This window comes from Sneathiella limimaris (assembly GCF_012932565.1).
Classification (GTDB): domain Bacteria; phylum Pseudomonadota; class Alphaproteobacteria; order Sneathiellales; family Sneathiellaceae; genus Sneathiella; species Sneathiella limimaris.
Genome location: NZ_JABBYJ010000002.1, coordinates 304171 through 330459, shown reverse-complemented (window position 1 = coordinate 330459; position 26289 = coordinate 304171). Strand labels below are relative to the sequence as shown.

Below are 26289 nucleotides of genomic sequence, written 5' to 3'. Positions count from 1 at the left end.
CAAGTTGATGTAGTGGTCTGTCAGGTGGATCATAAGGCGTGGTATTCTAGACCAGCCGACTGGTCGAAAGTTTCCGGACATCGAGCGCCTGACCGCGTTGGTCAAGATATCGACAGCTTCTAATCCAAACTCGGGGGCCGATGAGAAGCGGAAGTCTTCCATCATTACTTTTTTGAGATCAAAGAAGGACCCTTTCGTGGGGTTTTTTGCATACTGTTTCTTGTGTTCGCTTATGGTGGTTTGGAAGCGTTTTTTGGTAGCTGAAGTCCCCGCCTTCGATTTCCAAGAAAGGTTTTTTAAATGATCGGCTTTCTAACATGGGCATGACCACATCTGACCACCAATCTTCCCATGATGTGGTTCCGTCCTTGCTCTTTGCGTCTATGGTCCAGTGGTAAGAGGCTAGCTCGGGAGGATTCCTGAAAGAGTGATAGATGGTTGCGTGGTTAAGGGTGTTGTAAATAAGCTGGTTCATGGCTGTCGACTGCACATACAATTGTTCTGACATTGCTTCCAGTTGTTCCCGGAGGCCTTCTACGTGGGCTTTTAGTTTTGGTTTGTGCGCGTCAGTCAGGTTCTCAGTAATAGCTTTTGCTTGATTATTTCTATGCTCTCGAACCTCTTGAAGTGTATGTAATCCAACATCAATCGCAACCACTTCGAAAATGCAGCCAACTGTGTAAAGGAGATTAGCAACGTCTCCTACCTGTCTTTCTGAAAGTAGTCGACCCTTTACTTCCCCTTTGTCTTTGGGGAGCTTTAATCTTGCACGGTTATACAATCTGGCAAAGTCGTCCATTGACTTTGAAGGTATGATCAACGCGCCAACAGTAGAAATGCTACTTGTCTCGCCAGTGCCGGTAACAAAACTTCCCGACTCATCAATGAAGATATGCAAGTTGGTTCCAGCCTTGTTAGTTGTTGTTAAGAATACGATACACAGAGGCACGTCCAATCCCAAGTCTTTGAGCAATTGCATTGGCGCTCATACCCTGGGCTTTAAGTCTTATCACCTCTGGAGTCTGGTTTCTAGCTGTGGGCTTTCTACCTTTGTACTTCCCTTCGCTTTTAGCCTTGGCAATGCCCTCTCTCTGTCTCTCCAGCATGATCTGACGTTCGAACTGGGAGACAGCTCTATGAAGGTTTAAAACAAGTTCTCCATCATGAAACTGGTCGGGGCGAGAGGATTCGAACCTCCGACCCCATCGTCCCGAACGATGTGCGCTACCAGGCTGCGCCACGCCCCGACCGTGGACTGTTCAGGCCGCCTTTATTTTCGGAATGATTGCCGCGATATGGCCGCTTAATAGGCCCGGTCGATGGCAAAATCGACGGCACTGAGCAAGGCTGTTTTTACGTCACTTTCCGGGAAGATATCAAGAGATTCCTTCGCTTTGAGGCCGTAAGACTTGGCGGCTTCAAAGGTGGCGCCGATGGTATCATATTTCGCGATCAGGCGAAGGGCTTCGGCCAGATCTTCGTCGGTCTGGTCATTCTCAATCACCCGCTTCCAGAAGGCCTGCTCATCGGCATCGCCCTGCTGATTAGCCAGAAGAACGGGCAGGGTCACTTTTCCTTCGCGGAAATCATCACCGATGGTTTTACCAAGGGCCTGCTGCTCCGCTGAGTAATCAAGCGCATCATCAATAAGCTGGAAGGCAACACCGAGGTGCGTGCCATAATCAGCGAGGGCTTTTACCTCGTTCGCTGGGCGGTCCGCAACCACAGCGCCCACTTCGCAGGCTGCGGTGAACAGTGCAGCAGTTTTCGCGCCGATTACTTCGTAATATTGATCTTCTGTCAGGCTGATATCGCCCACATTCATCAGCTGCAGGACTTCGCCTTCGGCAATCACGGCGGAAGCATTGGAAAGGATCCGCAAAACTTCCAATGAGCCATCTTCGACCATTAACTGGAAAGAACGACTGAAGAGAAAATCGCCAACGAGAACACTGGCCTGATTACCCCAGAGCGCATTGGCTGTTTCATTGCCGCGCCGGAGGTTGCTTTCGTCCACCACATCATCATGAAGCAGGGTCGCTGTATGAATAAACTCAACGCAGGCGGCCAGCTTTTTGGCCCGGTCTCCTTCATACCCACACAGACGAGCAGCGCCGAGGGTCAGGACAGGCCGAAGCCGCTTGCCACCGGCAGCGATCAGGTGCCGCGCCAGCGTCGGGATCAGTTCCACATCGCTATGCATCCGCTCGAGGATAATCTGGTTGGTTTCCTCAAGATCCGTCCGGATGATATTCATCAGCGGTTCCAGCGATGCATTGCGGGCTGGTTTCAGTTGTTTATTCAGGTCCGATACAGAAGACAAAAGCGCCTCATCATACTATTTTGGCGGGGATCTAAATTCAGCGGTGAGCATAGCCGAACTTCCCCATTGGTCAAGTGAACATATACCTCTTTAGCCTTAATCTGGGCCTTGGCTGAAATGTGGTTTTCCCGTAATGTGAAAGCAAGAGTAAGGGGATTTGAATTTGGTAGAACTATTTCGGACGAATGATGCTGTGACGCTGTCCTATCTGATGGCTGTGTTGCAGGACGAGGGGATTGACGCGGTTCTGCTGGATCAGCATACCTCAGTTCTGGAGGGGAGCATCGGTGCCATCATGCGCCGGGTTGTTGTGCCAGAGAAGGATGAAGAGGCGGCAAGGGCCATTCTTGCCGACATCGCGCCCCATGAGCTACCAGAGAAAAAAGGCGAGGGCGCCTGATAGGGCCAGATCTGAAAGACAGGACTCAAGACAAGTATGGATTTGGCACTGACCCGGGATGGTTTCCTGGATGGAAAATTACAGATCACTCAGCCAGAGAGCGGCTTTCGGGCGGGATCTGATGCAGTTCTGCTGGCGGCATCTGTTCCGGCGAAGCCTGGTGACATGGTGCTGGATGTTGGGGCCGGTGTTGGCACAGCTGGACTGTGTCTGAAATACCGGGTGCCGGACTGCGTGCTTTTTGGGATTGAGCTGCAGGAAAGTCTGACAAAGCTTGCGGGTCAAAATGCGGCCGATAATCATCTGGAAAAGGGGACGCAGTTTATAGCGGCGAACATTACCCACCGGCGTGATTTTAATGGCCAGAAAGTGGCGGGCGATAAATCCCTGTTGGAAGCTGGATTTGATCACGTGCTAACCAATCCGCCATTTTATGAAGAAGGCCGCGCGCAAGTCTCAACCCATGCGATAAAAGGGCCGGCTCATGTGGAGGCCGATGCGGATCTGGCCACCTGGATCCGCTTTTGTGTGGCGCGCCTGAAGCCCAAAGGGCAAATCAGCTTGATCCACCGTACAGAGCGGTTAACCGAAATATTAACCTTTCTCGGGGAGAAATGTGGGCGGATTGAGGTTCTACCACTCTTGCCGTCGGCAACCAGGCCCGCTAAACGGGTGTTGGTGCGGGCTGAAAAGGGATCGGGAAGTCCCTTAAAGTTGTTACCTGGGCTAGTTCTGCACGAGGAAGACGGGACGCCCACTGAAACGGCAAATGAAATCCTAAGACGGGGGGCTTCAATTGCAGATCTTATTAAATAAAACTTGTGCGCGCACCAAGTCTGATTAAGTTAAGTGGCATGAAGAAAATGAAATCTATACTTGCAAAAACACCTTTGAAGCGCTGGATCAAAAAAGATCCGGTTGTTGCTGTTCTGCCGCTCCATGGCGTGATTGCCTCCGGCGGCAGTAAATTGCGCGGAGAGAACCTCAACCTGATGGGCCTCGCCGAAAGCATCAATGATGCGTTTGAGAAAAAAGGGGTAGTTGCAGTTGCCCTCTCCATCAATTCACCGGGTGGTTCTCCGGTGCAGTCGGCGCTCATTGCTGGGCGCATTCGCCAATTGGCTGATGAGAAGAAGATCCCGGTCTATGCTTTTGCTGAGGATATTATGGCCTCCGGCGGCTATTGGCTGGGATGTTGCGCGGATGAGATTTACGCGGATCAAAACTCGGTGGTTGGTTCCATCGGTGTGATCTCCGCTGGTTTTGGCTTCACAGGCCTGATGGAAAAGCTTGGCATTGATCGGCGGACCTATGCGGCTGGCGAGAATAAATCCAAGCTGGATCCGTTTAGCCCTGAAAAAGAAAGCGATGTGGAGTGGCTGAAGAAGCTGCAAACGGAAATCCACGACAACTTCAAGAATTTTGTAAAGGACAGCCGGGGTGAGCGCTTGAAAAAGCGTAAAGATAAAGAGCTTTTCTCTGGGGATGTCTGGACCGGCACCAAGGCCGTTGAGCTTGGGCTGATCGATGGGATTGCGGATCTTCGCAGCTTCATGCGTGAAAAGTATGGCGAGAAGGTCAAACTGGAACTTCTGGAAGAGAAGAAGAGCTTCATTCAGCGGACATTGGGGCTTGGGTCCCAGTCTATGGTGGACCGGGCTGTTGATAGCGCCATTGGCGCTGCAAAGCGCGAAGCTGCCTTTAATAAATATGGTCTGTGATTCGCTGAAATCAGCAGGGATATGAGAATCAGATGTTGTCTCCAATTAAACTAATTTTGCTGGCTTTGGTTATCGGGGCGGTCTTTATGGCTGCCCGGATGTTCCGTGGGAAAGGCAAAGATGGCGGAATTCTGGGGAAAAGAGACGATGATGCTTCCCTGAAACGGGGCGGTAAATCCACGGATCTTATCAAATGCCCTGATTGCGGGACTTATGTCTCTACCCTTGAAGATCACACCTGCAAGGACTGAAACACCGATCTTTTGACAGGCTTGTTGACCGCTCGATAACTGGGCTCTATGTTGCGGCGCACCTACTAGTAACAAAAATACGGTTTGTTTGATGACGGCACCAACGACGTCGAAATCAGGTTCTTCCTTTCAGGACCTGATCCTAACCCTGCAGCACTTTTGGGCGGAACAGGGATGTGTGATTTTGCAGCCTTACGATATGGAGGTCGGGGCTGGAACGTTCCATCCGGCAACAACGCTGCGCGCGCTGGGTCCTGAGCCTTGGAATGCGGCCTATGTGCAGCCATCCCGCCGGCCAACTGATGGTCGTTATGGTGAGAACCCGAACCGGGGTCAGCATTACTATCAATTCCAGGTCATTATGAAACCGTCCCCTGAGAATATTCAGGAACTCTATTTACAGAGCCTTTATGCCCTTGGCATTGACCCGAAGAACCATGACATCCGCTTTGTTGAGGATGACTGGGAAAGTCCGACCCTGGGTGCTTGGGGTCTTGGTTGGGAAGTCTGGTGCGATGGCATGGAAGTGAGCCAGTTTACCTACTTCCAGCAGGTTGGTGGCTTTGACTGTAACCCGGTATCTGGGGAACTAACATATGGTCTTGAGCGGCTTGCCATGTATGTGCAGGGCGTTGACCGGATGTATGATCTGAAATGGAATGACGACGGAGTGACTTACGGCGATGTTTTCCTACAGAACGAGCAGGAACAGTCCGCGTTCAACTTTGAGCATTCAAATGTCGATATCCTGCTGCGCCAGTTTGAGGATGCCGAAACCCAGTGCCAGACCATACTTGAGGCGGGCCTTTGCCTGCCCGCATATGATCAATGCATGAAAGCCTCGCATCTGTTTAACCTGCTGGATGCACGCGGAGTGATCAGTGTGACTGAACGGGCTGCCTATATTGGACGGGTTCGCGCCCTTGCCAAAGGCTGCGCAGAACAATGGCTGCGTAACCGCGGTCATCTAGGCGAGGAGGGTTAAGATGGCGGATCTGTTGCTTGAACTTTTCTCCGAAGAAATTCCCGCCCGTATGCAGGTGAAAGCCGCTTCCGATCTGGAACGGCTGGTCACGGCTGCCTTGAAAGAGGCTGGGATCGCCTTTGAGGCGTCAGCCTCTTATTCAACACCACGCCGTTTAGCTCTCTCTATCACTGGATTGCCTTTGTCGCAGCCTGACACGTCAGAAGAACGTCGGGGTCCTCGTGTGGGCGCGCCGGAAAAAGCGCTGGAAGGTTTCCTTCGCTCAACAGGTCTGACGCAGGACCAGTTGGAAGAGCGGGAAACACCTAAGGGGTCTTTTTATTATGCGGTGGTGGAAACCAAGGGTGGCCAGACCAGCGATGTGCTTCTGAAGATCATTCCGGAAGCCATGAGCAATCTACCGTGGCCAAAGCCCATGAAATGGAGCGACCATAAAGCCCGTTGGGTGCGGCCGCTTCATAATATCCTCTGCCTTTTCGATGGGGCAGCCCTCCCAGTGACTTGGGAACATTTAACGGCCAATGATCAAACTTTTGGTCATCGCTTCATGGCGCCGGAGGCCATCGCGGTTAAAGGTTTTGAGGATTATAAAGCAAAGCTTCGCTCCGCCTATGTGGTGCTGGAAGATATCGAGCGGCGGGAGATTATCGCCAAGGATGCTGCCAGCCTCGCCGAAGATGAAGGCCTGAAGCTGATTGAGGATCCGGGCCTGCTGGCTGAGGTGGCCGGTCTTGTGGAATGGCCGGAAGCGCTGATTGGGGCGATTGATCCGCAGTTTATGGATGTGCCGCAGGAAGCCTTGATTTCCGCGATGCGCAGCCATCAGAAATATTTCTCTCTCTCCGATGCAAGCGGCAAGATGGCGCCGCGCTTTATCACGGTTGCCAACCTTCGGGCTGAAGATGGCGGGCAGAAAATTACGGCCGGTAATGAACGGGTGTTGAGCGCACGTCTTTCTGATGCGAAATTCTTCTGGGATCAGGACCGTAAAAATACCCTGGAAAGCCGGGTGCCTGCCCTTGAAAAAGTGGTGTTCCATGCGCGTATGGGTACCGTTCGGGAAAAGGTTGAGCGCATTGTGGCTCTCGCCAAGATCATTGCCCCGTATGTTGAGGGTGCCGATGAAGCGCTTTGTGCCCGCGCCGCCCTTCTGTGTAAAGCGGATCTGACCACTGAAATGGTGGGCGAGTTTGCGGATCTTCAAGGCTTGATGGGCCGCTATTATGCTGTCCATGATGGGGAGGAGGCTGCTGTTGCCGCCGCCCTTCAGGATCATTACTCACCGCTTGGACCCAATGACAATTGCCCGTCTGAGCCTGTGAGCGTGGTTGTTGCTCTCGCCGATAAGATCGACACATTGGTTGGCTTCTTCGCCATGGATGAAAAGCCAACAGGTTCAAAAGATCCATATGCGCTTCGCCGTGCCGCCCTCGGGGTGATCCGGCTGGTGCTGGAAAACGGTTTGCGCCTGCCTCTGGTAGAGGTTTTTAAAGCCGCTGATGAGCTGCAGATCGTGGATGATAAACTGGTGCCCGAGGAGCTCTTGGAATTCTTCGCAGACCGGCTGAAAGTCCATTTAAAAGAACAGAACGTTCGCCATGATTATGTGTCGGCTGTTTTTGCTCTTGGTGGAACCAGCGATCTGGTGCGCCTGATGGCACAAGTGAATGCGCTTTCCGGCTTTTTGGAAAGCGAAGATGGAGCCAATTTGTTGACGGCATATCGCCGGGCAGCCAATATTCTGCGGATTGAAGAGAAGAAGGACGGTGTCTCCTATGACAGCCAGCCAGATAAAAAACTTCTCGTTGAGGAAGCGGAAATTAACCTTTTTGCGCGTATTGAAGAGGTTTCCGGTCTAATGGCCGGTGCATTGGGGGCTGATGAGTTCGAGGTTGCCAGCAAGGCAGCAGCGACTTTGCGTAAACCCGTCGATGCCTTTTTTGACAGCGTAATTGTAAATGCGGATGACGCCGATACCCGGTCGAACCGCCTGCGATTGCTGGCCAGCATTCGCAACTCTCTGGACCAACTGGCTGACCTTTCGAAGGTGGAAGGCTAGCCTAAAGATAACTTTGAGCGATAAGTGGACATTAAAATGACGAAGTGGGTATATTCCTTTGGTGACGGTGCAGCAGACGGAACTGCTGATATGCGGAACCTCCTGGGCGGAAAAGGGGCCAACCTTGCTGAAATGAGCAACCTTGGCCTGCCAGTTCCCTCCGGTTTTACCATCTCCACTGAAGTCTGTACGGCCTATTATGATAATGACCGGCAGTATCCGGAAGATCTGGCGGCGCAGGTTGATGCAGCCATTGCCAAGATCGAAAGCTCGGTTGGGGGCAAGTTTGGCGACAAGACCCAGCCGCTTCTGGTTTCTGTTCGCTCTGGTGCGCGGGCATCCATGCCGGGCATGATGGACACGGTCCTCAACCTTGGCCTTAATGACGAAACTGTAGAAGGGCTCGCCGCCCAGTCCGGTGACCGTCGCTTTGCTTATGACAGTTATCGCCGTTTTATCCAGATGTATTCCGATGTGGTTCTGGAAGTTGAGCATCATCATTTCGAGGAACTTCTCGAAATCCTCAAAGAAGAAAACGACTACCATTTGGACACTGACCTGTCCGCTGATGACTGGGAAAAACTGGTTGGTCAGTATAAAGACAAGGTTCAGGAAGAGCTGGGACGTCCGTTCCCGCAAGATGTGCAAGACCAGCTTTGGGGGGCTATTAGTGCGGTGTTCGGCTCCTGGATGAACCAGCGGGCGATCACGTATCGCCGCTTGCATGACATCCCTGCCGAATGGGGCACAGCCGTCAACGTACAGGCCATGGTGTTTGGTAACATGGGTGATGACAGTGCAACTGGTGTTGCCTTTACCCGTGACCCTTCAACTGGCGTTAAACTGTTCTACGGTGAGTTCCTGGTGAACGCGCAAGGTGAAGACGTTGTGGCCGGTATCCGGACACCACAGAACCTGACCAAAGCCTCCCGCGAGGAAGCTGGCTCAGAAGATCTTTCCATGGAAGAGCTGTTCCCGGCCGTTTTCAGTGAGCTTGTTGACGTCTACAAGAAACTGGAAGCCCATTACCGGGACATGCAGGATATTGAATTTACCGTTCAGCAGGGCAAGCTTTGGATGCTGCAGACCCGTTCCGGTAAACGAACAGCCAATGCCGCACTGAAAATTGCTGTGGATATGGTCGAGGAAGGCCTGATCAGCAAGGAAGAAGCGGTGAAACGGATTGAGCCTCAATCCCTGGATCAACTTCTGCATCCAACTCTTGATCCAAATGCAGACAAGAATGTGATTGCCCGTGGATTGCCAGCCTCTCCAGGTGCAGCCTCTGGCCAGATCGTCTTTAACAGTGACGAGGCTGAAAAGCTCGCAGGTGAAGGTGTTTCTGTTATCCTTGTGCGGGTGGAAACCAGCCCCGAAGACATTCACGGCATGCATGCTGCAAAAGGCATCCTGACCAGTCGGGGCGGTATGACCTCCCACGCGGCAGTGGTTGCTAGGGGTATGGGCCGGGCTTGTGTCTCCGGCGCAGGATCGCTCAGCATTGATTATCGGGATGAGACATTAAGCGTTATGGGTCAGACCCTGAACAAGGGCGATATCATCACCATTGATGGCGGTACCGGCGAAGTGATGCTGGGATCCGTTGACATGATCCTGCCAGAACTTTCTGGTACATTTGGTGCGCTGATGGAATGGGCAGACGATATTCGCCGCTTGAAAATCCGGACCAATGCGGAAACACCGCTCGATGCAGAAACCGCCCGCAAATTCGGTGCCGAAGGCATTGGCCTTTGCCGGACAGAGCATATGTTCTTTGATGCGGATCGCATCGTTGCCGTTCGCCAGATGATCCTGGCCGACAGCCTGGCAGAACGCGAAGAAGCCCTTGCCAAATTGCTGCCAGTACAGCGCGCCGACTTTGTTGAGCTGTTCCGCATCATGTCTGGCTTGCCAGTGACCGTGCGTCTTCTGGATCCACCGTTGCATGAGTTCCTGCCAAAAACCGATGAGGAAATTGACGAACTGGCAGCAGCCTTGAATGCGGATGCCAAGAAGCTGCGTCACCGCGCCCTGCAACTGCATGAGTTCAACCCAATGCTGGGTCATCGCGGTTGTCGTCTGGGTATTTCCTTCCCGGAAATTTATGAAATGCAGGCTCGGGCCATCTTGGAGGCCGCAGCCACAGTTTCAAAAGAGCTGGGCGAGACGGTGATCCCAGAGATCATGATCCCACTGGTCGCGACCGAGCGGGAGCTTGAAATCCTTAAAGGCAAGATCGAGGCGGTTGCCAAAACGATTGAGGGTGAAACCGGCGTTGCCGTTGAATACCTGATCGGTACTATGATCGAGCTGCCGCGCGCAGCCCTGCAGGCCGGTCACATCGCCAATCAGGCAGAGTTTTTCTCCTTTGGAACGAATGACCTGACACAAACCACTTACGGCATCAGCCGTGATGACAGTGGCTCTTTCCTTGAGGAATATGTGAACCAGGGCATCTATGAGGTGGATCCGTTTGTCTCGCTCGATCAGGATGGTGTGGGCGAACTGGTGAAAATCGCTGCTGAACGCGGTCGCGAGACCCGGAAAGACATCAAGCTTGGTATTTGCGGTGAGCATGGTGGTGACCCAAGCAGTATCGATTTCTGTGAAAAAGTCGGGCTCGACTACGTGTCCTGTTCTCCTTACCGGGTGCCGATCGCTCGCCTTGCCGCCGCGCAAGCCGCCCTCGGCGTCAGCAGAGAATCCGAAGCGTAAGCGAAGACAATATCGTCAATAAAAAAGCCCGGGAATTTCCCGGGCTTTTTTGTTCGAAAGATGAGGCTGTCTTACTCCACCACAAATGCGGGGCCGGAATTGGCGAGTTCGGCTTCGATTTTGTCCTGCACTTTGGCAGCCAGAGCTTTGTAGATCTTGGCGTGGTCGCTGTCGGGCTCTATTGCGGTGATGGGAGTGCCCGCATCGGAGGTTTCGCGGATCTGCATATGAAGCGGAACCTCGCCAAGGAAATCAACACCGAGTTGTTCGGCGGTCTGTTTCGCGCCGCCATGACCAAAGATGTCGCTGCGATCGCCGCAGGACGGGCAGAGAAAATAGCTCATATTTTCAATCACGCCAAGGACAGGGACTTCCACTTTGCGGAACATGTTAAGGCCTTTGCGCGCATCCAGAAGGGCAATGTCCTGCGGGGTGGAGACGATTACCGCACCGGTCAGTGGCACCCGCTGCGCCATGGTTAGCTGTGCATCGCCGGTTCCGGGTGGCATATCCACCACCAGCACATCCAGCTCGCCCCAGTTTACATCAAAGATCATCTGTTGCAGGGCGCTCATCACCATCGGGCCGCGCCAGATCATTGGGGTGTCTTCCTCGACAAGGAAACCCATGGACATGACTTTAAGTCCCCATTTTTCCATTGGCTCCAGTTTCTTGCCATCGGTTGTTTTGGGCTTGCCGGTAAGGCCCAGCATGCGGGGCAGGGAGGGGCCGTAAATATCCGCATCCAAAATCCCGACATTGAGGCCTTGCGCCTGCAGTCCGAGCGCGAGGTTGACCGAGCAGGTGGATTTACCCACACCGCCCTTACCAGAGGCCACTGCGATAATCGCGGCAACGCCTGGGACTTCGGGTTTTTGTTGCGGCTGCTGTGGGGCTTGTGGTTGTTGTGGCTGGGCCTGTGCCGCTGCTTTTTCAGCTGTTAGTACAACACTGACGGAGGTTACGCCATCCATGCCATAAACGGCCTGTTCAGCCTCTTTTCGGAGGATTTCCATCTCGCCTGCATCTTTGGGGTCGATCTCAAGGGCGAAGGCAACATTGCCCTCTTTGATCACGAGACCAGTCACCATGCCTAAGGAGACAATGTCCTTGCCGCTTTTTTTCTCAATAATTCGGCCTAAATGGTTCAGAATTGCCTGTTCAGTTACGGTGGCCATACTTGAAAACTCCAAGATCCTTACAAAATGGGTATACAACGTCCTGCAGGTACATTGCAGAATGGTTCAGGGTGTCATATAACCCTTGTTACACAAGTTAGCAATTTTGCTGAAGAATAAAGAGGAGAGAATATCTCATGCCTTGGAGCAATCAAGGTGGTAATGGTGGAGGATGGCAAGGCGGCGGTGGTGGAAACCGCGGTCCTTGGGGTCAGGGCCCCAGCGGACAGCAGCCTCCTAATCTGGAAGACATTATCAAAAAAGGTCAGGAAAAGTTAAAGGATACTCTCCCCGGCGGTGGCGGTGGCAAACTGGGTATTTTTGTTGTTTTACTGGTTCTCGTCGTCGGCTGGCTGATCAGTGGCTTCTATAAAGTGGAAGCGAACCAGCAAGGCGTTGTTTTGCGCTTTGGTGAAAAGGTTGCCATTACCCAGGCGGGTTTGAACTATCATCTGCCTTATCCGATCGAAACCGTTCTGACACCGAACGTCACCAAGGTGAACAGTGTGGAAATTGGCTTCCGTCGTGATTCCCGCGGGAACAAGCAACCAATTCCGCAGGAAGCTCTGATGCTCACCGGTGATGAGAATATTGTCAGCATTGGTTTCACTGTTCTTTGGAAAATAAAAGACGCCAGTGACTTCCTTTTCAACGTGGCCCAGCAGGAAGCGACGATTAAAGCGGCTGCTGAAAGTGCCATGCGTGAAGTGGTTGGCCGGTCTCAGCTGATTTCAGCCATTACGGATGGTCGTCTGAAAATTCAGAATGACGTGCAGGTCCGTCTTCAGGAAATCCTCGACGGTTATGAAATGGGTGTTGAGGTCACTGAGCTGAAACTGGAAGATTCTGAAGCGCCAGCCGCTGTTCGTCCAGCCTTTATTGACGTGCAGGCTGCTGCCGCTGATAAAGAACGGGTGCAGAACGAGGCTTTAGCTTACGCAAATGATATTGTTCCGCGGGCCCGTGGTCAGGCAGAGCAAATGCGTCAGGAAGCTGAAGGTTACAAACAGCAGGTGATTTCCGAAGCGCAAGGTGATGCGGCTCGCTTTAACTCCATCTTTGAAGAATATCGGAAAGCCCCTGAAGTCACTCGGGAGCGGATCTATCTTGAAACCCTTCAGCAGGTTCTGAAAGGCAAAAACAAGGTGATCATCGATGGTGAAGGTGGCGGACAAGGCGTTGTGCCATACCTGCCGCTGAACGAGCTGAAAAAGGGAGGGGCAAACTAATGGGTAAAGTCATCGGTATCGTACTTGCCATTATTGTGGTTGCCGCCGGTCTTCTGGCCAGCAGTGCCCTTTACACGGTTAATGAGACCCAGCAGGCCATGGTCATGCAGTTCGGTAATGTGGAACGGATTGTCAGCAAGCCGGGCCTCAAGTTCAAAGTGCCGTTCGTGCAGAATGTGGTCTATGTGGACAAGCGCGTTCTGAATGTGAGCACCTTTGCAGGCGCCCAGACAGAGCGAAGCGAATATCTGACCCGCGACCAGAAGCGTCTGCAGGTGGACAGCTTCGCTCGTTTCCGGATCATCAATCCACTTCTTTACTATCAGTCATATGGTAGCCTGAATGTGGCCTATGACCGGATTGAGACCCTGCTGAACTCCCAGGTGCGGGAGGTGCTCGGTCGTGAGCTTCTGAACAACATTGTGTCAGGGGAACGGACCCAGCTGATGAACCAGATCAAGCAGCAGGTGAACAAGGAAACTGCCTCCAGCGGTGTGGAAATTGTGGACGTGCGGATTGTGCGTGCGGATCTGCCGAAGGAAAACGCTGACAAGGTGTTTGACCGGATGCGGACCCAGCGTGAGCAGGAAGCCCGTGAAATTCGCGCCGAGGGTGCGGAGATTGCGCAGCGTATTCGCGCCAACGCCGATCGGGAACGGACTGTTCTTCTGGCGGAAGCCCGCCGGGACAGTGAGATCCTTCGCGGTGAAGGCGATGGTGAGAAAAACAAAATCCTCGCCGAAGCTTTTGGCAAGGACCCTGACTTCTTTGGGTTCTATCGCTCCATGCAGGCATATCTGGATGCCATGTCAGACGATGACACGACTTTGGTCCTGTCACCAAACTCTGACTTCTTTAAATATTTCGGATCCCAGTCTCGGGATGTACCGGGTCGATAATCGGGCCGATCGAATAATGGCCTGCAAGGACACCCCCTTGCAGGCCTTTTTTTGTTTTCAGGCCTTCTCCTTCAAGGCCGTTTTAATGAGGAAAAAGATTTGTTAGAGCATCTTCTGCTGGCGGCAGCCCTGGTCCTCTTTATGGAAGGGGCGCTTTATGCACTCTTTCCCAATGGCATGAAACGGATGATGATTTCCGTTCTGTCTATGCCCAGCATGAGCTTACGGATTACCGGGCTTGTGTGCGCAATTCTCGGCGTTGTGTTCGTCTGGCTTTTGAAAATGTGATCCTGCCGACGTTTTTTTCGGGAAAATTTTAAAAAAAATCTGAAAAGATTGGATTTACACAATTATGCCATAATTGACTTCCAGTTATGGGAAGCCAGAGAATTTTTGCGAGATGACTTGAGACCATTCTCAAATCTTCAAATGGCGATAAGAAAGTGTTCTGTATCAGGAAGGCGCCTCTCTCCTCGTTCGGTGAAACGCATAAAGGCCAGCCTTCCTCATTGGCAAATTGGAAAGGACGACGACGTTGTATACTCCCTATCGTATCTCACGAGATCATAGAACAACACCTGTCGGACGGTCAGATCAACAAGTGAAAGCGGCATCCCGCTCTGGCCAGTATGTCGTTATGGGTCTTGTCGTTTTGGCGGCCCTGATCTTGAGCTCCTTGAATGCAATGGCCAAGGCGGCGCCGGAAAGCTTCGCTGACCTTGCTGAAAAGCTGTCCCCAGCAGTTGTGAATATCTCAACAACTCAAACGGTCAGGAATGACCGCGGTGGCGTTTTCCCGCAGCTGCCTCCCGGCCACCCGTTCGAGGATTTCTTTAAAGACTTCGGCCGCAAAGGCAAAGAAGGCCAACGGGAACGCAAAGCAACGTCTCTTGGCTCCGGTTTTGTGATCGACGCCAAGCAAGGCTATGTGATCACCAATAACCACGTGATCGATGGCGCTGACGAAATCCATGTGATTTTCCAGGATGGCGACAAGCTGAACGCGGAACTGGTGGGCACGGATCCAAAAACAGACGTTGCGGTTCTGAAAATTGATCCCAGTGAGAAAAAAGGCATCAAGGATGTTGATTGGGGCAATAGTGACAAAGCCCGCGTTGGTGACTGGGTGATGGCTATTGGGAACCCCTTTGGCCTCGGCGGGACGGTAACAGCCGGTATCATTTCTGCCCGTGGCCGGGATATCCGCTCAGGTCCTTATGATGACTATATCCAGACGGATGCGTCCATTAACAAAGGGAACTCTGGTGGACCGCTCTTTAACATGGACGGCGATGTGATCGGGATTAACACCGCAATCTTCTCCCAATCAGGGGGCAGCATCGGTATTGGTTTCGCTATTCCGTCCCAGATGGCGAAAAGTGTTGCTGAACAGCTGATCGAGTTTGGTCAGACGAAGCGTGGCTGGCTCGGAGTTGTTATCCAGAATGTAACAGAAGAGCTGGCTGAGGGCCTTGGCCTTAAAAACACCGATGGTGTTCTGGTCGCAGGTGTCCCAGAAGATGGTCCAGCTTTCAAAGCCGGGATCAAGGCTGGTGACGTGATCCTGAAATTTGACGGCAAAACCGTGAGTGAAACACGTGAGCTATCCCGTGTTGTCGCAGAAACAGATGTTGGCGCTTCTGTCGAAGTGGAGCTGTGGCGAAATGGGGAACAGATTACCAAAACCGTCAAACTGGGCGAGCTTGAAAAAGCAGAAACCAAGATGGCCAAAGCGACCGGTGATGTGGATGACGCCCCAACTGCAGACATTATGGGTATGACCCTTGCCACTGTGAATGATGCACTTCGCCAGCAGTTTAAACTGGCAGACGATGCCAAGGGTGTTCTGGTGATCGATGTGGATCCGAACAGTGAAGCCGCGGAAAAAGACATCCGCCCTGGGGACCAGATCCTGGAAGTGCAGCTGAAACCGGTGAGTGATGTCTCCGACGTGAAAGCCAGCCTAAAAGAGATCGAAAGCACCGATCGGAAATCTGTTCTCATGCTCACTCGCCGGGGGCTCTCCTCCCGCTTTGTGGCCCTGAGCACGGAAAGCTGATCACCTCTAAAAGGTGAGAGTGAACCTGAAAAGCCCCGCAGATCGCGGGGCTTTTTTTGTGGGCGTTTGATATGGAATGCCCTACTTTAGGGACAAAGGATAAAACAGGAGATAGTCTAATGGGAAAACATTCCGGGGGATGCTTGTGCGGGGCCGTGCGCTTTGAGATAGAGGGCGACTTTGATGCCTTTTTTCTCTGCCATTGTGGTCGCTGCCGAAAAGATACGGGATCGTCCAATGCGGCCAACCTCTTCGCATCGGGTGCCGCCTTGACCTGGCTTCAGGGGAGGGATCAAACAAATCTCTACCAGGTGGCGGATACCCGCCACGCCAAGTGTTTTTGCAAAACCTGCGGATCAGCCGTTCCCATTGAGCATGAAGCCGCTGGACTTATTGTCGTTCCGGCAGGGGCTCTTGAGACGGATATTCCCATCCGGCCAACGGCCCATATTTGTATGTCCAGCCGAGCCAATTGGGATGATACATTGGAAGAACTTCCCAAAATGGACGGTATGCCGGGCTAGGCCCAAAAGCGTTTAGCTGTCCACAAATTCTTCAGCCTTATAACCCTGATAATAGAGCAGCACCGTCAGATCGCCGTGGCGGATGGCGGCGTTGGCGGCGGCTTGGGCTTTGGGTTTGGCGTGAAAAGCAATGCCGAGGCCGGCCGCCTCGATCATCGGAATGTCATTGGCGCCATCTCCAACGGCGAGGGTCTGGGAAGGGGTGAGGCCGAGTTCCTTCGTCAGGCGCTTGAGGTTTTCAAGCTTGGTTTCTGAATTGACGATTGGCTCTTTTGCCTTACCGGTGAGCTTGCCCCCCTCAAACACCAGTTCGTTCGCATCATCCATATCGAACCCAGTGAGCGCCCGGACCTTTCCGGTAAAGTAGGTAAAGCCGCCGGAGACGAGGGCGGTGTAGGTGCCGTTTTGTTTCTTCACGGTCTGGATCAGGGTGCGTGCGCCTGGGGTCAGTCTGACCCGCTCCTCAAAGGTTTTTTCAAGGACGTTTTCAGGCAGGCCTTTCAGCATGCCGACGCGGGCGATAAAGGCTTCGTTGAAATCCAGTTCGCCCCGCATGGCCTGTTCCGTAATGGCGGAGACTTGTTCCTTGATGCCGGCAAAATCGGCCAGCTCGTCAATGCATTCCACGGTGATGATAGTGCTGTCCATATCGGCGAGCAGCAGTTTTTTGCGCCGGTCCTCTGTGCCTTGCAGGCAGAAGTCACAAGCGTCTGCGGCTTCCTGAATGTCGTCCTTGGCAAGGGTGCCGTCAAATTCCAGATCGAGGGCAAAGTCCTGCTTTAGCCAGGTTTCTTTCAGATCCATGATGCCCAGCGCTTGCAGTCTGGCTTTGACTGCGGCGATTGTGTTAGGAAAGGAAGACGGATTTGCAGGATCCGCGACAAGCGTCAGTACAGAATTCATGAAAAGCGACCCGTAAGAGTTAAATGCCAAACCAGCTTGAGACCCCTTCACAGCAAAAGGGCTGTGTCCTTTTAGCAGGCCCGACAGCCAGCGGCAAATCCGCATTGGCTATCGCCATCGCAAAAGAGTTCGATGGGGTGGTGATCAATGGTGACAGCATGCAGGTTTATTCGGGTCTGCGGGTGATTACGGCGCGCCCCAGCGAGGAGGAGGAGGCCGAATGTCCTCACAAGCTATATGGGGTGCTGGAGCCGGATGATTTCTGTTCGGCTGCGCGCTGGCGGGATATGGCGCTGGCTGAAATTGAAGCGGCGCGGGCAGCCGGAAAGCTGCCCATCATCTGCGGCGGTACCGGCCTTTATTTCGAAATCCTGACCAAAGGCATTGCAGAGGTCCCTGCCATCAGTGATGAAGTGCGAGACGGATTGCGCGAATTGCAGCGAAAAGAGGGGAACCAGGTTATTTATGACCGGCTGATGGAAAAAGATCCTGAAATGGCGGCAAAACTGAACCTGGGGGATTCGCAAAGATTGCTGCGTGCCCTGGAAGTGGTGGAGGAAACCGGCGTGCCCCTTGGGGAGTGGCATAAAAAAGCGCCGGAAGGACCCGTTTTGGAAGGGCCGCGGCTATGGTTGGCGCTGCTGCCGGATCGGGCATGGCTTTATGAGCGATGCGAGCGGCGGCTTGACTGGATGGTGGATGATGGCGCCGCAATCGAAGAGGTTGCCGAGGTTTTGAAGCACAATCTGGATCCGGAGCTGCCTGCGATGAAGGCCCTCGGTGTCCCGGAAATCCGGGCTTTTCTGGAGGGGGAGCTGACGAAAGAAGAGGCAAAAGACCGGATCAAGCTATTAACCCGGCGGTATGCCAAACGGCAGATGACCTGGGTTCGAAACAAGATGACAGAGGCCAAAATCTCGTCCGCGCAAGATTTGGAAAGTTTGAAGGCAGAATTCTTTCCATTTATTCGCCAATTTTTGTTGACGACGCAGGAATGAAAGTCTAGGTTCCCATCTGTTGACGAGGAGGAAACGGCTGTTTACTTCCTTGGATCGACCAAAGTGTCGCTCGGATCAATCTCCGGGCGCTTTTTCTTTTTACATTAATGCCACCGCTTTATGACAGTTTGAGGGGTGGTGACCGGTTCAGGCCAACAACAGATTAGGGAAGTCCCATGGCTAGCAAGGAAATGACAGGAGCGGAAATCGTTATCAAGGCACTCATTGATCAGGGTGTCGAGGTGGTGTTCGGCTATCCTGGCGGTGCTGTGCTCCCCATTTACGATGAGCTGTTCAAGCAAAATAGCATTCGCCACATTCTGGTTCGTCAGGAAGGCGGCGCGGTTCATGCTGCCGAAGGGTATGCCCGCTCCACCGGTAAGCCAGGTGTTGTTCTCGTGACCTCTGGTCCGGGTGCGACCAATGCAGTGACCGGCCTTGCCGATGCCAAGCTCGACAGTATTCCGATTATCTGCCTCACCGGGCAGGTGGCAACTCATTTGATTGGCAACGATGCGTTTCAGGAAGCGGACACCGTTGGTATTACCCGCCCTGTGACCAAGCATAACTATCTGGTCAAGGATGCGGATGATCTGGCCCGCACTATGCACGAAGCGTTTCATGTGGCGACAACTGGCCGTCCGGGCCCGGTTGTGATCGACCTGCCAAAAGACGTGCAGTTCCAGCCAAGCAAGAATTATACACCGCCAAGCCTTGTCCAGCATAAGAGCTATAACCCGCAAGTGAAGGGCGATCTGAAAGCTATCAAGCAGGCAGTGAAACTGATCGCAGGCGCCAAGCGGCCGATCTTCTACACAGGCGGCGGCGTCATTAACTCTGGTCCGAAAGCGGCAAAGGTTCTGACCCAGTTTGTCCGTATGACCGGTTATCCGATCACAAATACACTGATGGGCCTGGGTGCCTATCCTGCGTCTGACAAGCAGTTCCTTGGGATGCTGGGTATGCATGGCACGTTCGAAGCCAACAACGCCATGCATGATTGCGATGTGATGATTTGTATCGGCGCGCGCTTTGATGACCGGATTACCGGGCGTCTGGATGCGTTCTCCCCCAACTCGAAGAAAATCCATGTGGATATCGATCCTTCCTCCATCAACAAGAATATCAAGGTGGATATTCCGATTGTTGGCGATGTGGGCCACGTGCTGGAAGATATGGTCAAGGTCTGGAAGTCAGAGGTCTGTAAGCCCGACGCCAAGGCGCTTGAAAAATGGTGGAAGCAGATTGAAGGCTGGCGGTCCCGCAAATGCCTCGGCTTTGAGCAAAATGGCGATGTGATCAAGCCGCAATATGCGCTGACCCGCCTGAACGAGCTGACAAAAGGGATGGATCGCTATTTCACGACTGAGGTTGGCCAGCACCAGATGTGGGCTGCCCAGTATCTGGAATTTGAGGAACCAAACCGGTGGATGACCTCTGGTGGCCTTGGCACCATGGGTTATGGTCTGCCCGCTGCCATGGGTGTGCAGATTGCCCATCCGGATGCGCTTGTGGTGGATGTGGCCGGTGAAGCCTCTACCATGATGAATATTCAAGAGATTGCCACCATCATCCAGTATCGCTTGCCGGTGAAGATCTTCATCCTCAATAACGAATATATGGGCATGGTGCGCCAGTGGCAGGAACTGCTGCATGGCGGCCGCTATTCCGAAAGTTACATGGATGCCCTGCCGGACTTTGTGAAACTTGCCGAAGCCTTTGGGGCAACCGGTCTTCGCTGTCATGAGGCGGGGGAAGTGGATGACTGCATCAAGGAGATGATCAAGATCAAGGGGCCGGTTCTGGTAGACATGCTGGTCGACAAGCAGGAAAATGTATTCCCAATGGTGCCTTCTGGCGCGGCGCATAATGAAATGCTGCTGGCGGATCAGGAGGAAGGGGAAGGACCTGAGGTTTCTTCTCAGGGCATGACGCTGGTGTAAGGGGTGTTGCCGAACGGTTTCATCATTCTGTTATAAATTCGGTCGAACATGACCCCCAAGAGAATACCTGGACAAAATGAAAGATATTGATTTTCACAGACATACCATCGCGGTACTGGTTGATAATGAATTTGGTGTGCTGGCGCGCGTTGTCGGGCTGTTTTCCGGACGCGGCTATAATATTGAAAGCCTGACAGTGGCGAAGGTGGACGAGGCACAGAACCTCTCCCGTATTACAATTGTCACGACAGGCACCGAGATGGTGATCGCCCAGATCAAGGCTCAGCTTGAAGGGCTGGTGCCGGTTCATAAAATCGTCGATTTGACTATCGATGGGCCAAGCGTTGAGCGGGAAATGGCCCTGGTTAAAGTCGAGTGTAAGGGAGAGAAACGGGTTGAGGCCCTGCGCATGGCGGATATTTTCCGGGCTCATGCGGTGGATACCACGGAAACCTCCTTTGTTTTTGAGGTTACAGGGAACCGCGACAAGGTGAAAGCCTTCGTGGAACTGATGGAACCTCTTGGAAAAACGGAAGTTTGCCGCACGGGTATTGTGGCAGTCAAACGCGGCAGTGGCACCATTTAAGGTCACGGGTCCGAACCAGAAATAAATTCAGAACATACAGAATATTTTTTAGTCAGAAGGAAATAGAAAAATGCGCGTTTATTACGACAGCGATGCCGACGTAAACCTGATCAAAGGCAAGAAAGTTGTCATCGTCGGTTATGGTAGCCAAGGCCATGCCCACGCCAACAACCTGAAAGATTCCGGTGTGGCAGAGGTGGCCGTTGCCCTTCGCGCGGACAGCTCTTCCGTTCAGAAAGCTGAAAATGCAGGTCTGAAAGTGATGACACCGGCTGACGCGGCCAAATGGGGCGACGTGATCATGATGCTGACACCGGATGAGCTGCAGGCTGACATCTACGAAGCTGATCTTGCACCAAACATGAAAGAAGGCGCTGCCCTTGTTTTCGCTCATGGCCTCAATGTTCACTTCAACCTGATCGAGCCACGGGGTGATATGGACGTCTTCATGGTCGCGCCAAAAGGTCCAGGCCACACTGTTCGCTCTGAATATCAGAAAGGCGGCGGGGTTCCTTGCTTGGTTGCCGTTTATCAGGACGCTTCCGGTAATGCGCTTGACATCGCACTCTCATACGCATCTGCCATTGGTGGTGGCCGCGCTGGTGTGATCGAAACAACCTTTAAAGAAGAATGTGAAACTGACCTGTTCGGTGAGCAGGCTGTTCTTTGCGGTGGTTTGGTTGAACTGATCCGCGCTGGTTTCGAAACATTGGTTGAAGCCGGTTACGCACCGGAAATGGCTTATTTCGAATGCCTGCATGAAGTGAAACTGATCGTTGACCTGATGTATGAAGGCGGCATTGCCAACATGAACTACTCCATCTCCAACACAGCGGAGTATGGCGAGTATGTAACTGGCCCGCGCATCATCACACCAGAAACCAAAGCCGAAATGAAACGCGTCCTCACCGACATTCAGACCGGTAAGTTCACCCGTGACTTCATGCTGGAAAACAAGGTTCGCCAGCCATACCTGAAAGCCACACGGGCGCTGAACGATGCCCACCAGATCGAGGAAGTCGGCGCCAAACTCCGCGGCATGATGTCCTGGATCGGCGAAAACGCCATGGTCGACAAATCCAAAAACTAATCTGGATTTAGGATTGAGTTACAGAAACCGGCTCCTGAAAAGGGGCCGGTTTTTTTGTTTTTGCAAGGCTTTGCCTCCTCCCTTAGACTTGGGGACAAACCAAGTTTTAAAAATCCAAGGTATAAGAAAAATGATAAACGCCTTTGAGGAATTGATGCGGGTGCGGGGGCTCGAGGATGAGCCGTCTGTATCCATCACCGGGTCTGACCCCATATATGAGACCCGCTTTCGGGTGGCCGAGACGGGGGCTGCCATTCTGGCGGCGAACGGCGTTGCCGTTAGTGATATCTGGAAATTGAAGACAGGCCGGAGCGATGCCGTTTCGGTGGATGCGCGCCATGCAGCGGCGGCGCTCGCCAGTGCCAATCATCTGGAATTCAAGCAAGCAGATGGATCTTATGTGCCGATGCGGGACTCAACGCTCGCCCAGCAGGCCTATGCTACTATCGCCCCTTATCACACAAAGGATGATCGGCTCTTTATGCCGCATTTTGGCATGGCCCATATGAAGGCAAAGGTGCTGGAGATTTTGGGTTGTGATTTTAATCCGCAAAGTATTGGCAAGGCTGTCGCCAAATGGACGGCTGAGGATCTGGACCGGGCCATTGCCGAGGCGAACTGCTGCGGCGGGATCGTCCGGACGGAGGAGGAATGGCTGGCCCACCCCCATGGGCAAGCATTGACCGCCCAAGCTGTTGTGGAGATTGAGAAAATCGGCGAGAGCGATCCGGAGCCATTTCTGACAGATGGACCGCCCCTCGCCGGGATCCGCGTACTCGATCTTACGCGTATCCTTGCCGGACCAGTGGCAGCACGCACCCTTGGGGAATATGGGGCGGATGTCTTAATGATCGGGGCGGATCATGTTCCGCAGATCAAGAAATTCGTGATTGATCTCTCCCATGGGAAGCGAAGTTGCTATCTGGATATGCGGGACGCCGCGGAGGCAGAAGCGTTGAAAACGCTTGTGAAGGATGCGGATGTGTTTAGTCAGGGTTATCGGCCGGGCGCCTTGGAGGGGAAAGGATTCGGTCCTGAAGAGCTAGCGGCATTGCGTCCGGGACTGATCTACACGTCCATCAACTGTTATGGCAGCGGCGGTCCGTTCAGCGACCGGGCCGGGTGGGAGCAAATCGCCCAGACCGTCACCGGAATTTCCCATGAAAACGGGCTGGACCACGGCGGATTTCCAGAGCTGCTACCTGTCTATTTCACAGACTATGGAACCGGATATCTGGGAGCCTATGGTACGATGCTGGCGTTGGCCCGCCGGGCAAGAGAAGGGGGCAGCTACCACGTGAAAGTCTCTCTTTGTCAAACGGGTATGATGCTCCAGCGTCAGGGACGGGTCGAAAATCCAAAGGAGGCGAAGTCCCTGAGCCCCGAAGAAGTTATCGCCCTGCAACAAACAAGCAAGACATCTTATGGAGATATCCGGCATCTTGCGCCGCTTGTCCGGTACACAGAAATTCAGCCGCGATATGCCGGCCCGTCGCCTGCACTTGGGTCTTCTGCGCCTGTTTGGTTGCAGTAAAACTATTCCGTTCTAAGATCTGAATAATCGGAGCCGGCGTCATAATGATGCCGGTTTTTTTCTTTAAGCGTCGTCATTGTCGGATCAGGCTAGAAAAATGCGACTGATTTGCATTAGTGGTTGATAGCTTAAGGGGAAAATCGTATCCAATATGCAATTTCTGCTTTAATGCTCGAAAAATATTAACCATTATCTGTCATATAGATTGAACTGTTGGTAAATACTGGTATTTTCAGGTATTTCGTTGTCCGAATTGTCATCTCGGAGCAGCAGTACAGGTATCAGGACGGTTGTTTAGCGGCGCCGTCAACTGGAAATTGGAAGTTATTGTAGAGGGCGGGGGTTCTTGCTCTTCAAATTTATGGGTGAGGCAATTTAATGTTTTCCAAAATGCTCGGCATGATGTCAGCGGATATGGCAATCGATCTGGGAACAGCGAACACGCTGGTTTATGTAAAAGGTCGCGGGATTGTCCTGAATGAGCCGTCAGTTGTGGCGATTATTCACAGGCAGGGAAAGAAACAGGTTCTGGCCGTTGGTGACGAAGCCAAGATGATGCTGGGCCGGACGCCTGGAAATATCGAAGCCATTCGCCCCCTTCGTGATGGTGTGATTGCCGATTTTGAAATTGCCGAAGAAATGATCAAGCACTTTATCCAGAAAGTGCATAACCGCCGCGCCTTCACCCGGCCACAGGTTATTATCTGCGTTCCCTCTGGTTCCACAGCGGTTGAGCGGAAAGCCATTCGGGAATCTGCTGAAAATGCGGGCGCCCGGGAAGTTTACCTGATTGAAGAGCCAATGGCAGCCGCGATCGGCGCTGGCCTTCCTGTTACCGAGCCAACGGGTTCCATGGTTGTGGATATTGGTGGCGGCACGACTGAGGTCGCTGTTCTCTCCCTTGGCGGTATCGTCTATGCGAAAAGCGTTCGGGTTGGTGGTGACAAGATGGACGAGGCGATCATTGCTTACATCCGCCGGAACCATAACCTGCTGATCGGTGAAAGCTCTGCTGAACGCATTAAGAAAACAATCGGTTCCGCCTGCCCACCAGAAGATGGCAATGGCGAAACCATGGAAGTAAAAGGCCGGGACCTGATGAACGGTGTGCCCAAAGAGCTGATCATCAGCCAGCGGCAAATCGCAGAAAGTCTGGCTGAACCTGTCGGGGCAATTGTGGAAGCCGTTAAGGTTGCTCTCGAACACACAGCGCCGGAACTGGCCGCGGACATCGTGGATAAAGGTATCGTGCTCACCGGTGGTGGTGGATTGCTTGGCAATTTTGATCATGTTCTTCGGAACGCGACAGGTCTGCCTGTATCCATTGCGGATGAGCCACTTTCTTGTGTGGCAATCGGTACCGGCCGTGCATTGGAAGAGATCAAGACACTTCGCCACGTTTTGAGTGGGGAAGGTGGCTGAGAGAATTAAGCAGGAGAGTTGATGGTCCTTAGTTGGGAGTTTGGTGAATGGCACTAGGTCAGGATTCAGCCTGGAAACTGGCGATCCCGCTGAAAGTCTTTTTTCAGCGCTTTGCCTTTCTGTCCCTGATCGGTCTGTCCATCGTTCTTCTGGTCCTCGGTAAAGTGGATCTTGTTCTGATGGAACGGGTTCGGACGATCAGCACGGATACCCTGTCGCCGGTCTTAAGCACTTTGTCTCAACCCATTAATGCCTTGAACAAGGGTATTGAGCGGGTGCAGGAGCTTGCGAGCCTTGTTGAGGAAAATGAGCGTCTCCGCCAGCAGAATGAGAGATTGCTGAAATGGCAATCCATCAGCCGGGTTCTGGAGAAGGAAAACGATTATTATCGCCGCATGCTGAACGCGCTGGAGGATCCGCTGGTTCTGCCGATTACAGCGCGGGTTGTCGGTGATAGCGGCGGCCCTTTCGTTCGGACACTGTTATTGGGTGCCGGAACTCTGGATGGGGTTCGTGTGGGACAGGCAGCAGTAGGTCCACATGGTGTCATTGGCCGAGTGGTCGAGGTGGGGCATCAGTCCGCCCGTGTTCTGCTTCTGACTGACCTTAACTCCCGCATTCCCGTGGCGCTTGAAAATTCCCGGTATAAAGGAATTCTGGTGGGGGATAACTCGACCTCACCAAAGCTTGAATTTTTGCCGACAAATGCCCAGGTATCCCCCGGTGACCGAGTGGTGACAAGTGGCGATGGCGGCTTGCTACCTGCCGGCTGGCCGATCGGAATTGTCTCCTCTGTTGTTGAGGGGCAGGTTCGGGTTCAGGCTTATGCCGACTGGTCAAGGCTTGAGCATGTCAGCGTTCTGCGCTACGACCTGCCGGGTTTGACAGATAAACACACCAACCCTGGTGATCTTGGTGAAAGCCAATTGGTAAACTGATAAGGTGACACGAAGGTGACGCCCACCATTTCATATCAAATCAACAGACTGGCAAGAGGCAGTATTCCATTTCTGCTGTCTTTTCTGCTGATCCTGCTGAGCGTTGTTCCCATTCGGATCAGCGGATATGCGACGGTGACCCCGTCTTTTTTGATGATCGCGGTTTTTTACTGGAGTTTGCATCGTCCCTATCTGTTGCCGGCACCCATGGTTTTTATCTTGGGTCTTCTGTTTGATATCCTGACTGGGACGCCGATGGGACTGAGTTCGCTAACCCTTCTCGTGGTTCATGGCATAGCGATCACTCAGCGTCAGGTTTTTGTTGGTAAGGCATTTATTTTGACCTGGTGGGGATTTCTTTTGGTCGGTGCGGCAATTGCAATCCTGAGCTGGCTTCTGGCTTGCATCATCTCCTTCACCTTCTTGCCGATCATACCTGTGCTCGTTCAGTATGGATTGACGGTCCTGATTTTCCCGCCTGTGGTCTGGTGTTTCGCTTTGGTCCAAGGCAGTTTGCTGAGGCATATTTAAG

The 26289-nt window shown here is 52.9% G+C and carries 24 protein-coding genes, 1 tRNA gene and 1 pseudogene; 20 read left to right on the top strand and 6 right to left on the bottom strand.

The window, feature by feature from the left end; translation table 11 throughout:
- Nucleotides 1-178 precede the first annotated feature (178 nt).
- The 4 genes and pseudogenes from HH301_RS15205 to HH301_RS15190 all read right to left on the bottom strand — a co-directional run bounded on the left by HH301_RS15205 (nt 179) and on the right by HH301_RS15190 (nt 2323).
- Nucleotides 179-979 carry a hypothetical protein gene (locus HH301_RS15205; RefSeq protein WP_169569872.1) on the bottom strand — a complete coding sequence of 267 codons (801 nt, stop codon included), beginning with the start codon at nt 977-979 and terminating at the stop codon, nt 179-181.
- Nucleotides 915-1160, bottom strand: a pseudogene (locus HH301_RS17995) (helix-turn-helix domain-containing protein); the annotation flags it as partial. The gene HH301_RS15205 and the pseudogene HH301_RS17995, both read right to left, overlap by 65 nt.
- 10 nt (nt 1161-1170) lie before the next feature.
- Nucleotides 1171-1247 (bottom strand) — tRNA-Pro (locus HH301_RS15195).
- Nucleotides 1248-1303: 56 nt separating this feature from the next.
- Nucleotides 1304-2323, bottom strand: a complete 1020-nt coding sequence (locus tag HH301_RS15190) for a polyprenyl synthetase family protein (RefSeq protein ID WP_206378362.1) — start codon at nt 2321-2323, stop codon at nt 1304-1306.
- 163 nt (nt 2324-2486) lie between these two features.
- Here HH301_RS15190 and HH301_RS15185 point away from each other — a divergent pair, with 163 nt between their 5' ends.
- The 7 genes from HH301_RS15185 (at nt 2487) to ppdK (ending at nt 10454) form a co-directional block, all read left to right on the top strand.
- Nucleotides 2487-2723, top strand: a complete 237-nt coding sequence (locus HH301_RS15185) for a putative signal transducing protein (protein ID WP_169569871.1) — start codon at nt 2487-2489, stop codon at nt 2721-2723.
- A 36-nt stretch (nt 2724-2759) separates the two neighbouring features.
- Complete coding sequence (locus HH301_RS15180; protein ID WP_169569870.1) at nt 2760-3539, top strand: tRNA1(Val) (adenine(37)-N6)-methyltransferase; 780 nt, start codon at nt 2760-2762, stop codon at nt 3537-3539.
- Between the two features lie 38 nt (nt 3540-3577).
- A complete protein-coding gene (locus HH301_RS15175; protein WP_169569869.1) occupies nt 3578-4444 on the top strand; it encodes a S49 family peptidase in 867 nt (288 codons plus the stop codon).
- A gap of 32 nt (nt 4445-4476) precedes the next feature.
- On the top strand, nt 4477-4695 hold the full coding sequence (locus HH301_RS15170; RefSeq protein WP_169569868.1) for a hypothetical protein: 219 nt from the start codon (nt 4477-4479) through the stop codon (nt 4693-4695).
- A 91-nt stretch (nt 4696-4786) separates the two neighbouring features.
- Entirely contained in the window at nt 4787-5680 is an 894-nt protein-coding gene (locus HH301_RS15165) for a glycine--tRNA ligase subunit alpha (RefSeq protein WP_169569867.1), read from the top strand.
- Between the two features lies 1 nt (nt 5681).
- Nucleotides 5682-7739 carry a glycine--tRNA ligase subunit beta gene (gene glyS / locus HH301_RS15160; RefSeq protein ID WP_169569866.1) on the top strand — a complete coding sequence of 686 codons (2058 nt, stop codon included), beginning with the start codon at nt 5682-5684 and terminating at the stop codon, nt 7737-7739.
- Nucleotides 7740-7775: 36 nt separating this feature from the next.
- A complete protein-coding gene (gene ppdK / locus HH301_RS15155) occupies nt 7776-10454 on the top strand; it encodes a pyruvate, phosphate dikinase (protein ID WP_169569865.1) in 2679 nt (892 codons plus the stop codon).
- A 71-nt stretch (nt 10455-10525) separates the two neighbouring features.
- On the opposite strand, the gene apbC is transcribed toward ppdK, so the two are convergent.
- Nucleotides 10526-11632, bottom strand: a complete 1107-nt coding sequence (apbC, locus tag HH301_RS15150; protein ID WP_169569864.1) for an iron-sulfur cluster carrier protein ApbC — start codon at nt 11630-11632, stop codon at nt 10526-10528.
- A gap of 137 nt (nt 11633-11769) precedes the next feature.
- Here apbC and hflK point away from each other — a divergent pair, with 137 nt between their 5' ends.
- The 5 genes from hflK to HH301_RS15125 all read left to right on the top strand — a co-directional run bounded on the left by hflK (nt 11770) and on the right by HH301_RS15125 (nt 16343).
- Entirely contained in the window at nt 11770-12861 is a 1092-nt protein-coding gene (gene hflK, locus HH301_RS15145; RefSeq protein WP_169569863.1) for an FtsH protease activity modulator HflK, read from the top strand.
- Complete coding sequence (hflC, locus tag HH301_RS15140) at nt 12861-13760, top strand: protease modulator HflC (protein ID WP_169569862.1); 900 nt, start codon at nt 12861-12863, stop codon at nt 13758-13760. Before hflK ends, hflC begins: the two co-directional genes overlap by 1 nt.
- A gap of 99 nt (nt 13761-13859) precedes the next feature.
- Complete coding sequence (locus tag HH301_RS15135) at nt 13860-14048, top strand: DUF2065 domain-containing protein (protein ID WP_206378360.1); 189 nt, start codon at nt 13860-13862, stop codon at nt 14046-14048.
- Between the two features lie 247 nt (nt 14049-14295).
- A complete protein-coding gene (locus HH301_RS15130; RefSeq protein ID WP_206378359.1) occupies nt 14296-15819 on the top strand; it encodes a DegQ family serine endoprotease in 1524 nt (507 codons plus the stop codon).
- A 119-nt stretch (nt 15820-15938) separates the two neighbouring features.
- Nucleotides 15939-16343: a GFA family protein gene (locus HH301_RS15125; protein ID WP_169569861.1), complete on the top strand. Its 405-nt coding sequence runs from the start codon at nt 15939-15941 to the stop codon at nt 16341-16343.
- A gap of 12 nt (nt 16344-16355) precedes the next feature.
- Here the strand turns inward: HH301_RS15125 and serB are convergent, their stop codons facing one another.
- The gene (serB, locus tag HH301_RS15120) at nt 16356-17246 is read right to left on the bottom strand and encodes a phosphoserine phosphatase SerB (protein ID WP_169569860.1); all 891 of its coding nucleotides are present in this window, start codon (nt 17244-17246) and stop codon (nt 16356-16358) included.
- 23 nt (nt 17247-17269) lie between these two features.
- Here serB and miaA point away from each other — a divergent pair, with 23 nt between their 5' ends.
- From miaA to mreD, 8 genes are all read left to right on the top strand, one after another.
- Nucleotides 17270-18244 (top strand): tRNA (adenosine(37)-N6)-dimethylallyltransferase MiaA, encoded by a 975-nt coding sequence (miaA, locus tag HH301_RS15115; RefSeq protein ID WP_169569859.1) that lies wholly within the window; start codon nt 17270-17272, stop codon nt 18242-18244.
- A gap of 176 nt (nt 18245-18420) precedes the next feature.
- Complete coding sequence (locus HH301_RS15110) at nt 18421-20187, top strand: acetolactate synthase 3 large subunit (RefSeq protein ID WP_169569858.1); 1767 nt, start codon at nt 18421-18423, stop codon at nt 20185-20187.
- Between the two features lie 76 nt (nt 20188-20263).
- Nucleotides 20264-20773 (top strand): acetolactate synthase small subunit, encoded by a 510-nt coding sequence (gene ilvN, locus HH301_RS15105; protein ID WP_169569857.1) that lies wholly within the window; start codon nt 20264-20266, stop codon nt 20771-20773.
- Nucleotides 20774-20843: 70 nt separating this feature from the next.
- Nucleotides 20844-21863: a ketol-acid reductoisomerase gene (ilvC, locus tag HH301_RS15100; RefSeq protein ID WP_169569856.1), complete on the top strand. Its 1020-nt coding sequence runs from the start codon at nt 20844-20846 to the stop codon at nt 21861-21863.
- A 130-nt stretch (nt 21864-21993) separates the two neighbouring features.
- Nucleotides 21994-23397 (top strand): CoA transferase, encoded by a 1404-nt coding sequence (locus HH301_RS15095; RefSeq protein WP_206378358.1) that lies wholly within the window; start codon nt 21994-21996, stop codon nt 23395-23397.
- Nucleotides 23398-23775: 378 nt separating this feature from the next.
- Entirely contained in the window at nt 23776-24819 is a 1044-nt protein-coding gene (locus HH301_RS15090; RefSeq protein ID WP_169569855.1) for a rod shape-determining protein, read from the top strand.
- Between the two features lie 47 nt (nt 24820-24866).
- Nucleotides 24867-25757 (top strand): rod shape-determining protein MreC, encoded by an 891-nt coding sequence (mreC, locus tag HH301_RS15085; RefSeq protein WP_169569854.1) that lies wholly within the window; start codon nt 24867-24869, stop codon nt 25755-25757.
- 15 nt (nt 25758-25772) lie between these two features.
- Nucleotides 25773-26288, top strand: coding sequence for a rod shape-determining protein MreD (gene mreD / locus HH301_RS15080; RefSeq protein WP_169569853.1), 516 nt, complete (start codon nt 25773-25775; stop codon nt 26286-26288).
- The last annotated feature ends 1 nt before the right edge of the window (nt 26289 follow it).

Coding starts and splice junctions, on each gene's coding strand:
- HH301_RS15205 (WP_169569872.1), bottom strand. CDS start 979: ATGCAATTGCTCAAAGACTTGGGATTGGACGTGCCTCTGTGTATCGTA.
- HH301_RS15180 (WP_169569870.1), top strand. CDS start 2,760: ATGGATTTGGCACTGACCCGGGATGGTTTCCTGGATGGAAAATTACAG.
- HH301_RS15175 (WP_169569869.1), top strand. CDS start 3,578: ATGAAGAAAATGAAATCTATACTTGCAAAAACACCTTTGAAGCGCTGG.
- HH301_RS15170 (WP_169569868.1), top strand. CDS start 4,477: ATGTTGTCTCCAATTAAACTAATTTTGCTGGCTTTGGTTATCGGGGCG.
- HH301_RS15165 (WP_169569867.1), top strand. CDS start 4,787: ATGACGGCACCAACGACGTCGAAATCAGGTTCTTCCTTTCAGGACCTG.
- glyS (WP_169569866.1), top strand. CDS start 5,682: ATGGCGGATCTGTTGCTTGAACTTTTCTCCGAAGAAATTCCCGCCCGT.
- ppdK (WP_169569865.1), top strand. CDS start 7,776: ATGACGAAGTGGGTATATTCCTTTGGTGACGGTGCAGCAGACGGAACT.
- apbC (WP_169569864.1), bottom strand. CDS start 11,632: ATGGCCACCGTAACTGAACAGGCAATTCTGAACCATTTAGGCCGAATT.
- hflK (WP_169569863.1), top strand. CDS start 11,770: ATGCCTTGGAGCAATCAAGGTGGTAATGGTGGAGGATGGCAAGGCGGC.
- hflC (WP_169569862.1), top strand. CDS start 12,861: ATGGGTAAAGTCATCGGTATCGTACTTGCCATTATTGTGGTTGCCGCC.
- HH301_RS15125 (WP_169569861.1), top strand. CDS start 15,939: ATGGGAAAACATTCCGGGGGATGCTTGTGCGGGGCCGTGCGCTTTGAG.
- serB (WP_169569860.1), bottom strand. CDS start 17,246: ATGAATTCTGTACTGACGCTTGTCGCGGATCCTGCAAATCCGTCTTCC.
- miaA (WP_169569859.1), top strand. CDS start 17,270: ATGCCAAACCAGCTTGAGACCCCTTCACAGCAAAAGGGCTGTGTCCTT.
- HH301_RS15110 (WP_169569858.1), top strand. CDS start 18,421: ATGGCTAGCAAGGAAATGACAGGAGCGGAAATCGTTATCAAGGCACTC.
- ilvN (WP_169569857.1), top strand. CDS start 20,264: ATGAAAGATATTGATTTTCACAGACATACCATCGCGGTACTGGTTGAT.
- ilvC (WP_169569856.1), top strand. CDS start 20,844: ATGCGCGTTTATTACGACAGCGATGCCGACGTAAACCTGATCAAAGGC.
- HH301_RS15095 (WP_206378358.1), top strand. CDS start 21,994: ATGATAAACGCCTTTGAGGAATTGATGCGGGTGCGGGGGCTCGAGGAT.
- HH301_RS15090 (WP_169569855.1), top strand. CDS start 23,776: ATGTTTTCCAAAATGCTCGGCATGATGTCAGCGGATATGGCAATCGAT.
- mreC (WP_169569854.1), top strand. CDS start 24,867: ATGGCACTAGGTCAGGATTCAGCCTGGAAACTGGCGATCCCGCTGAAA.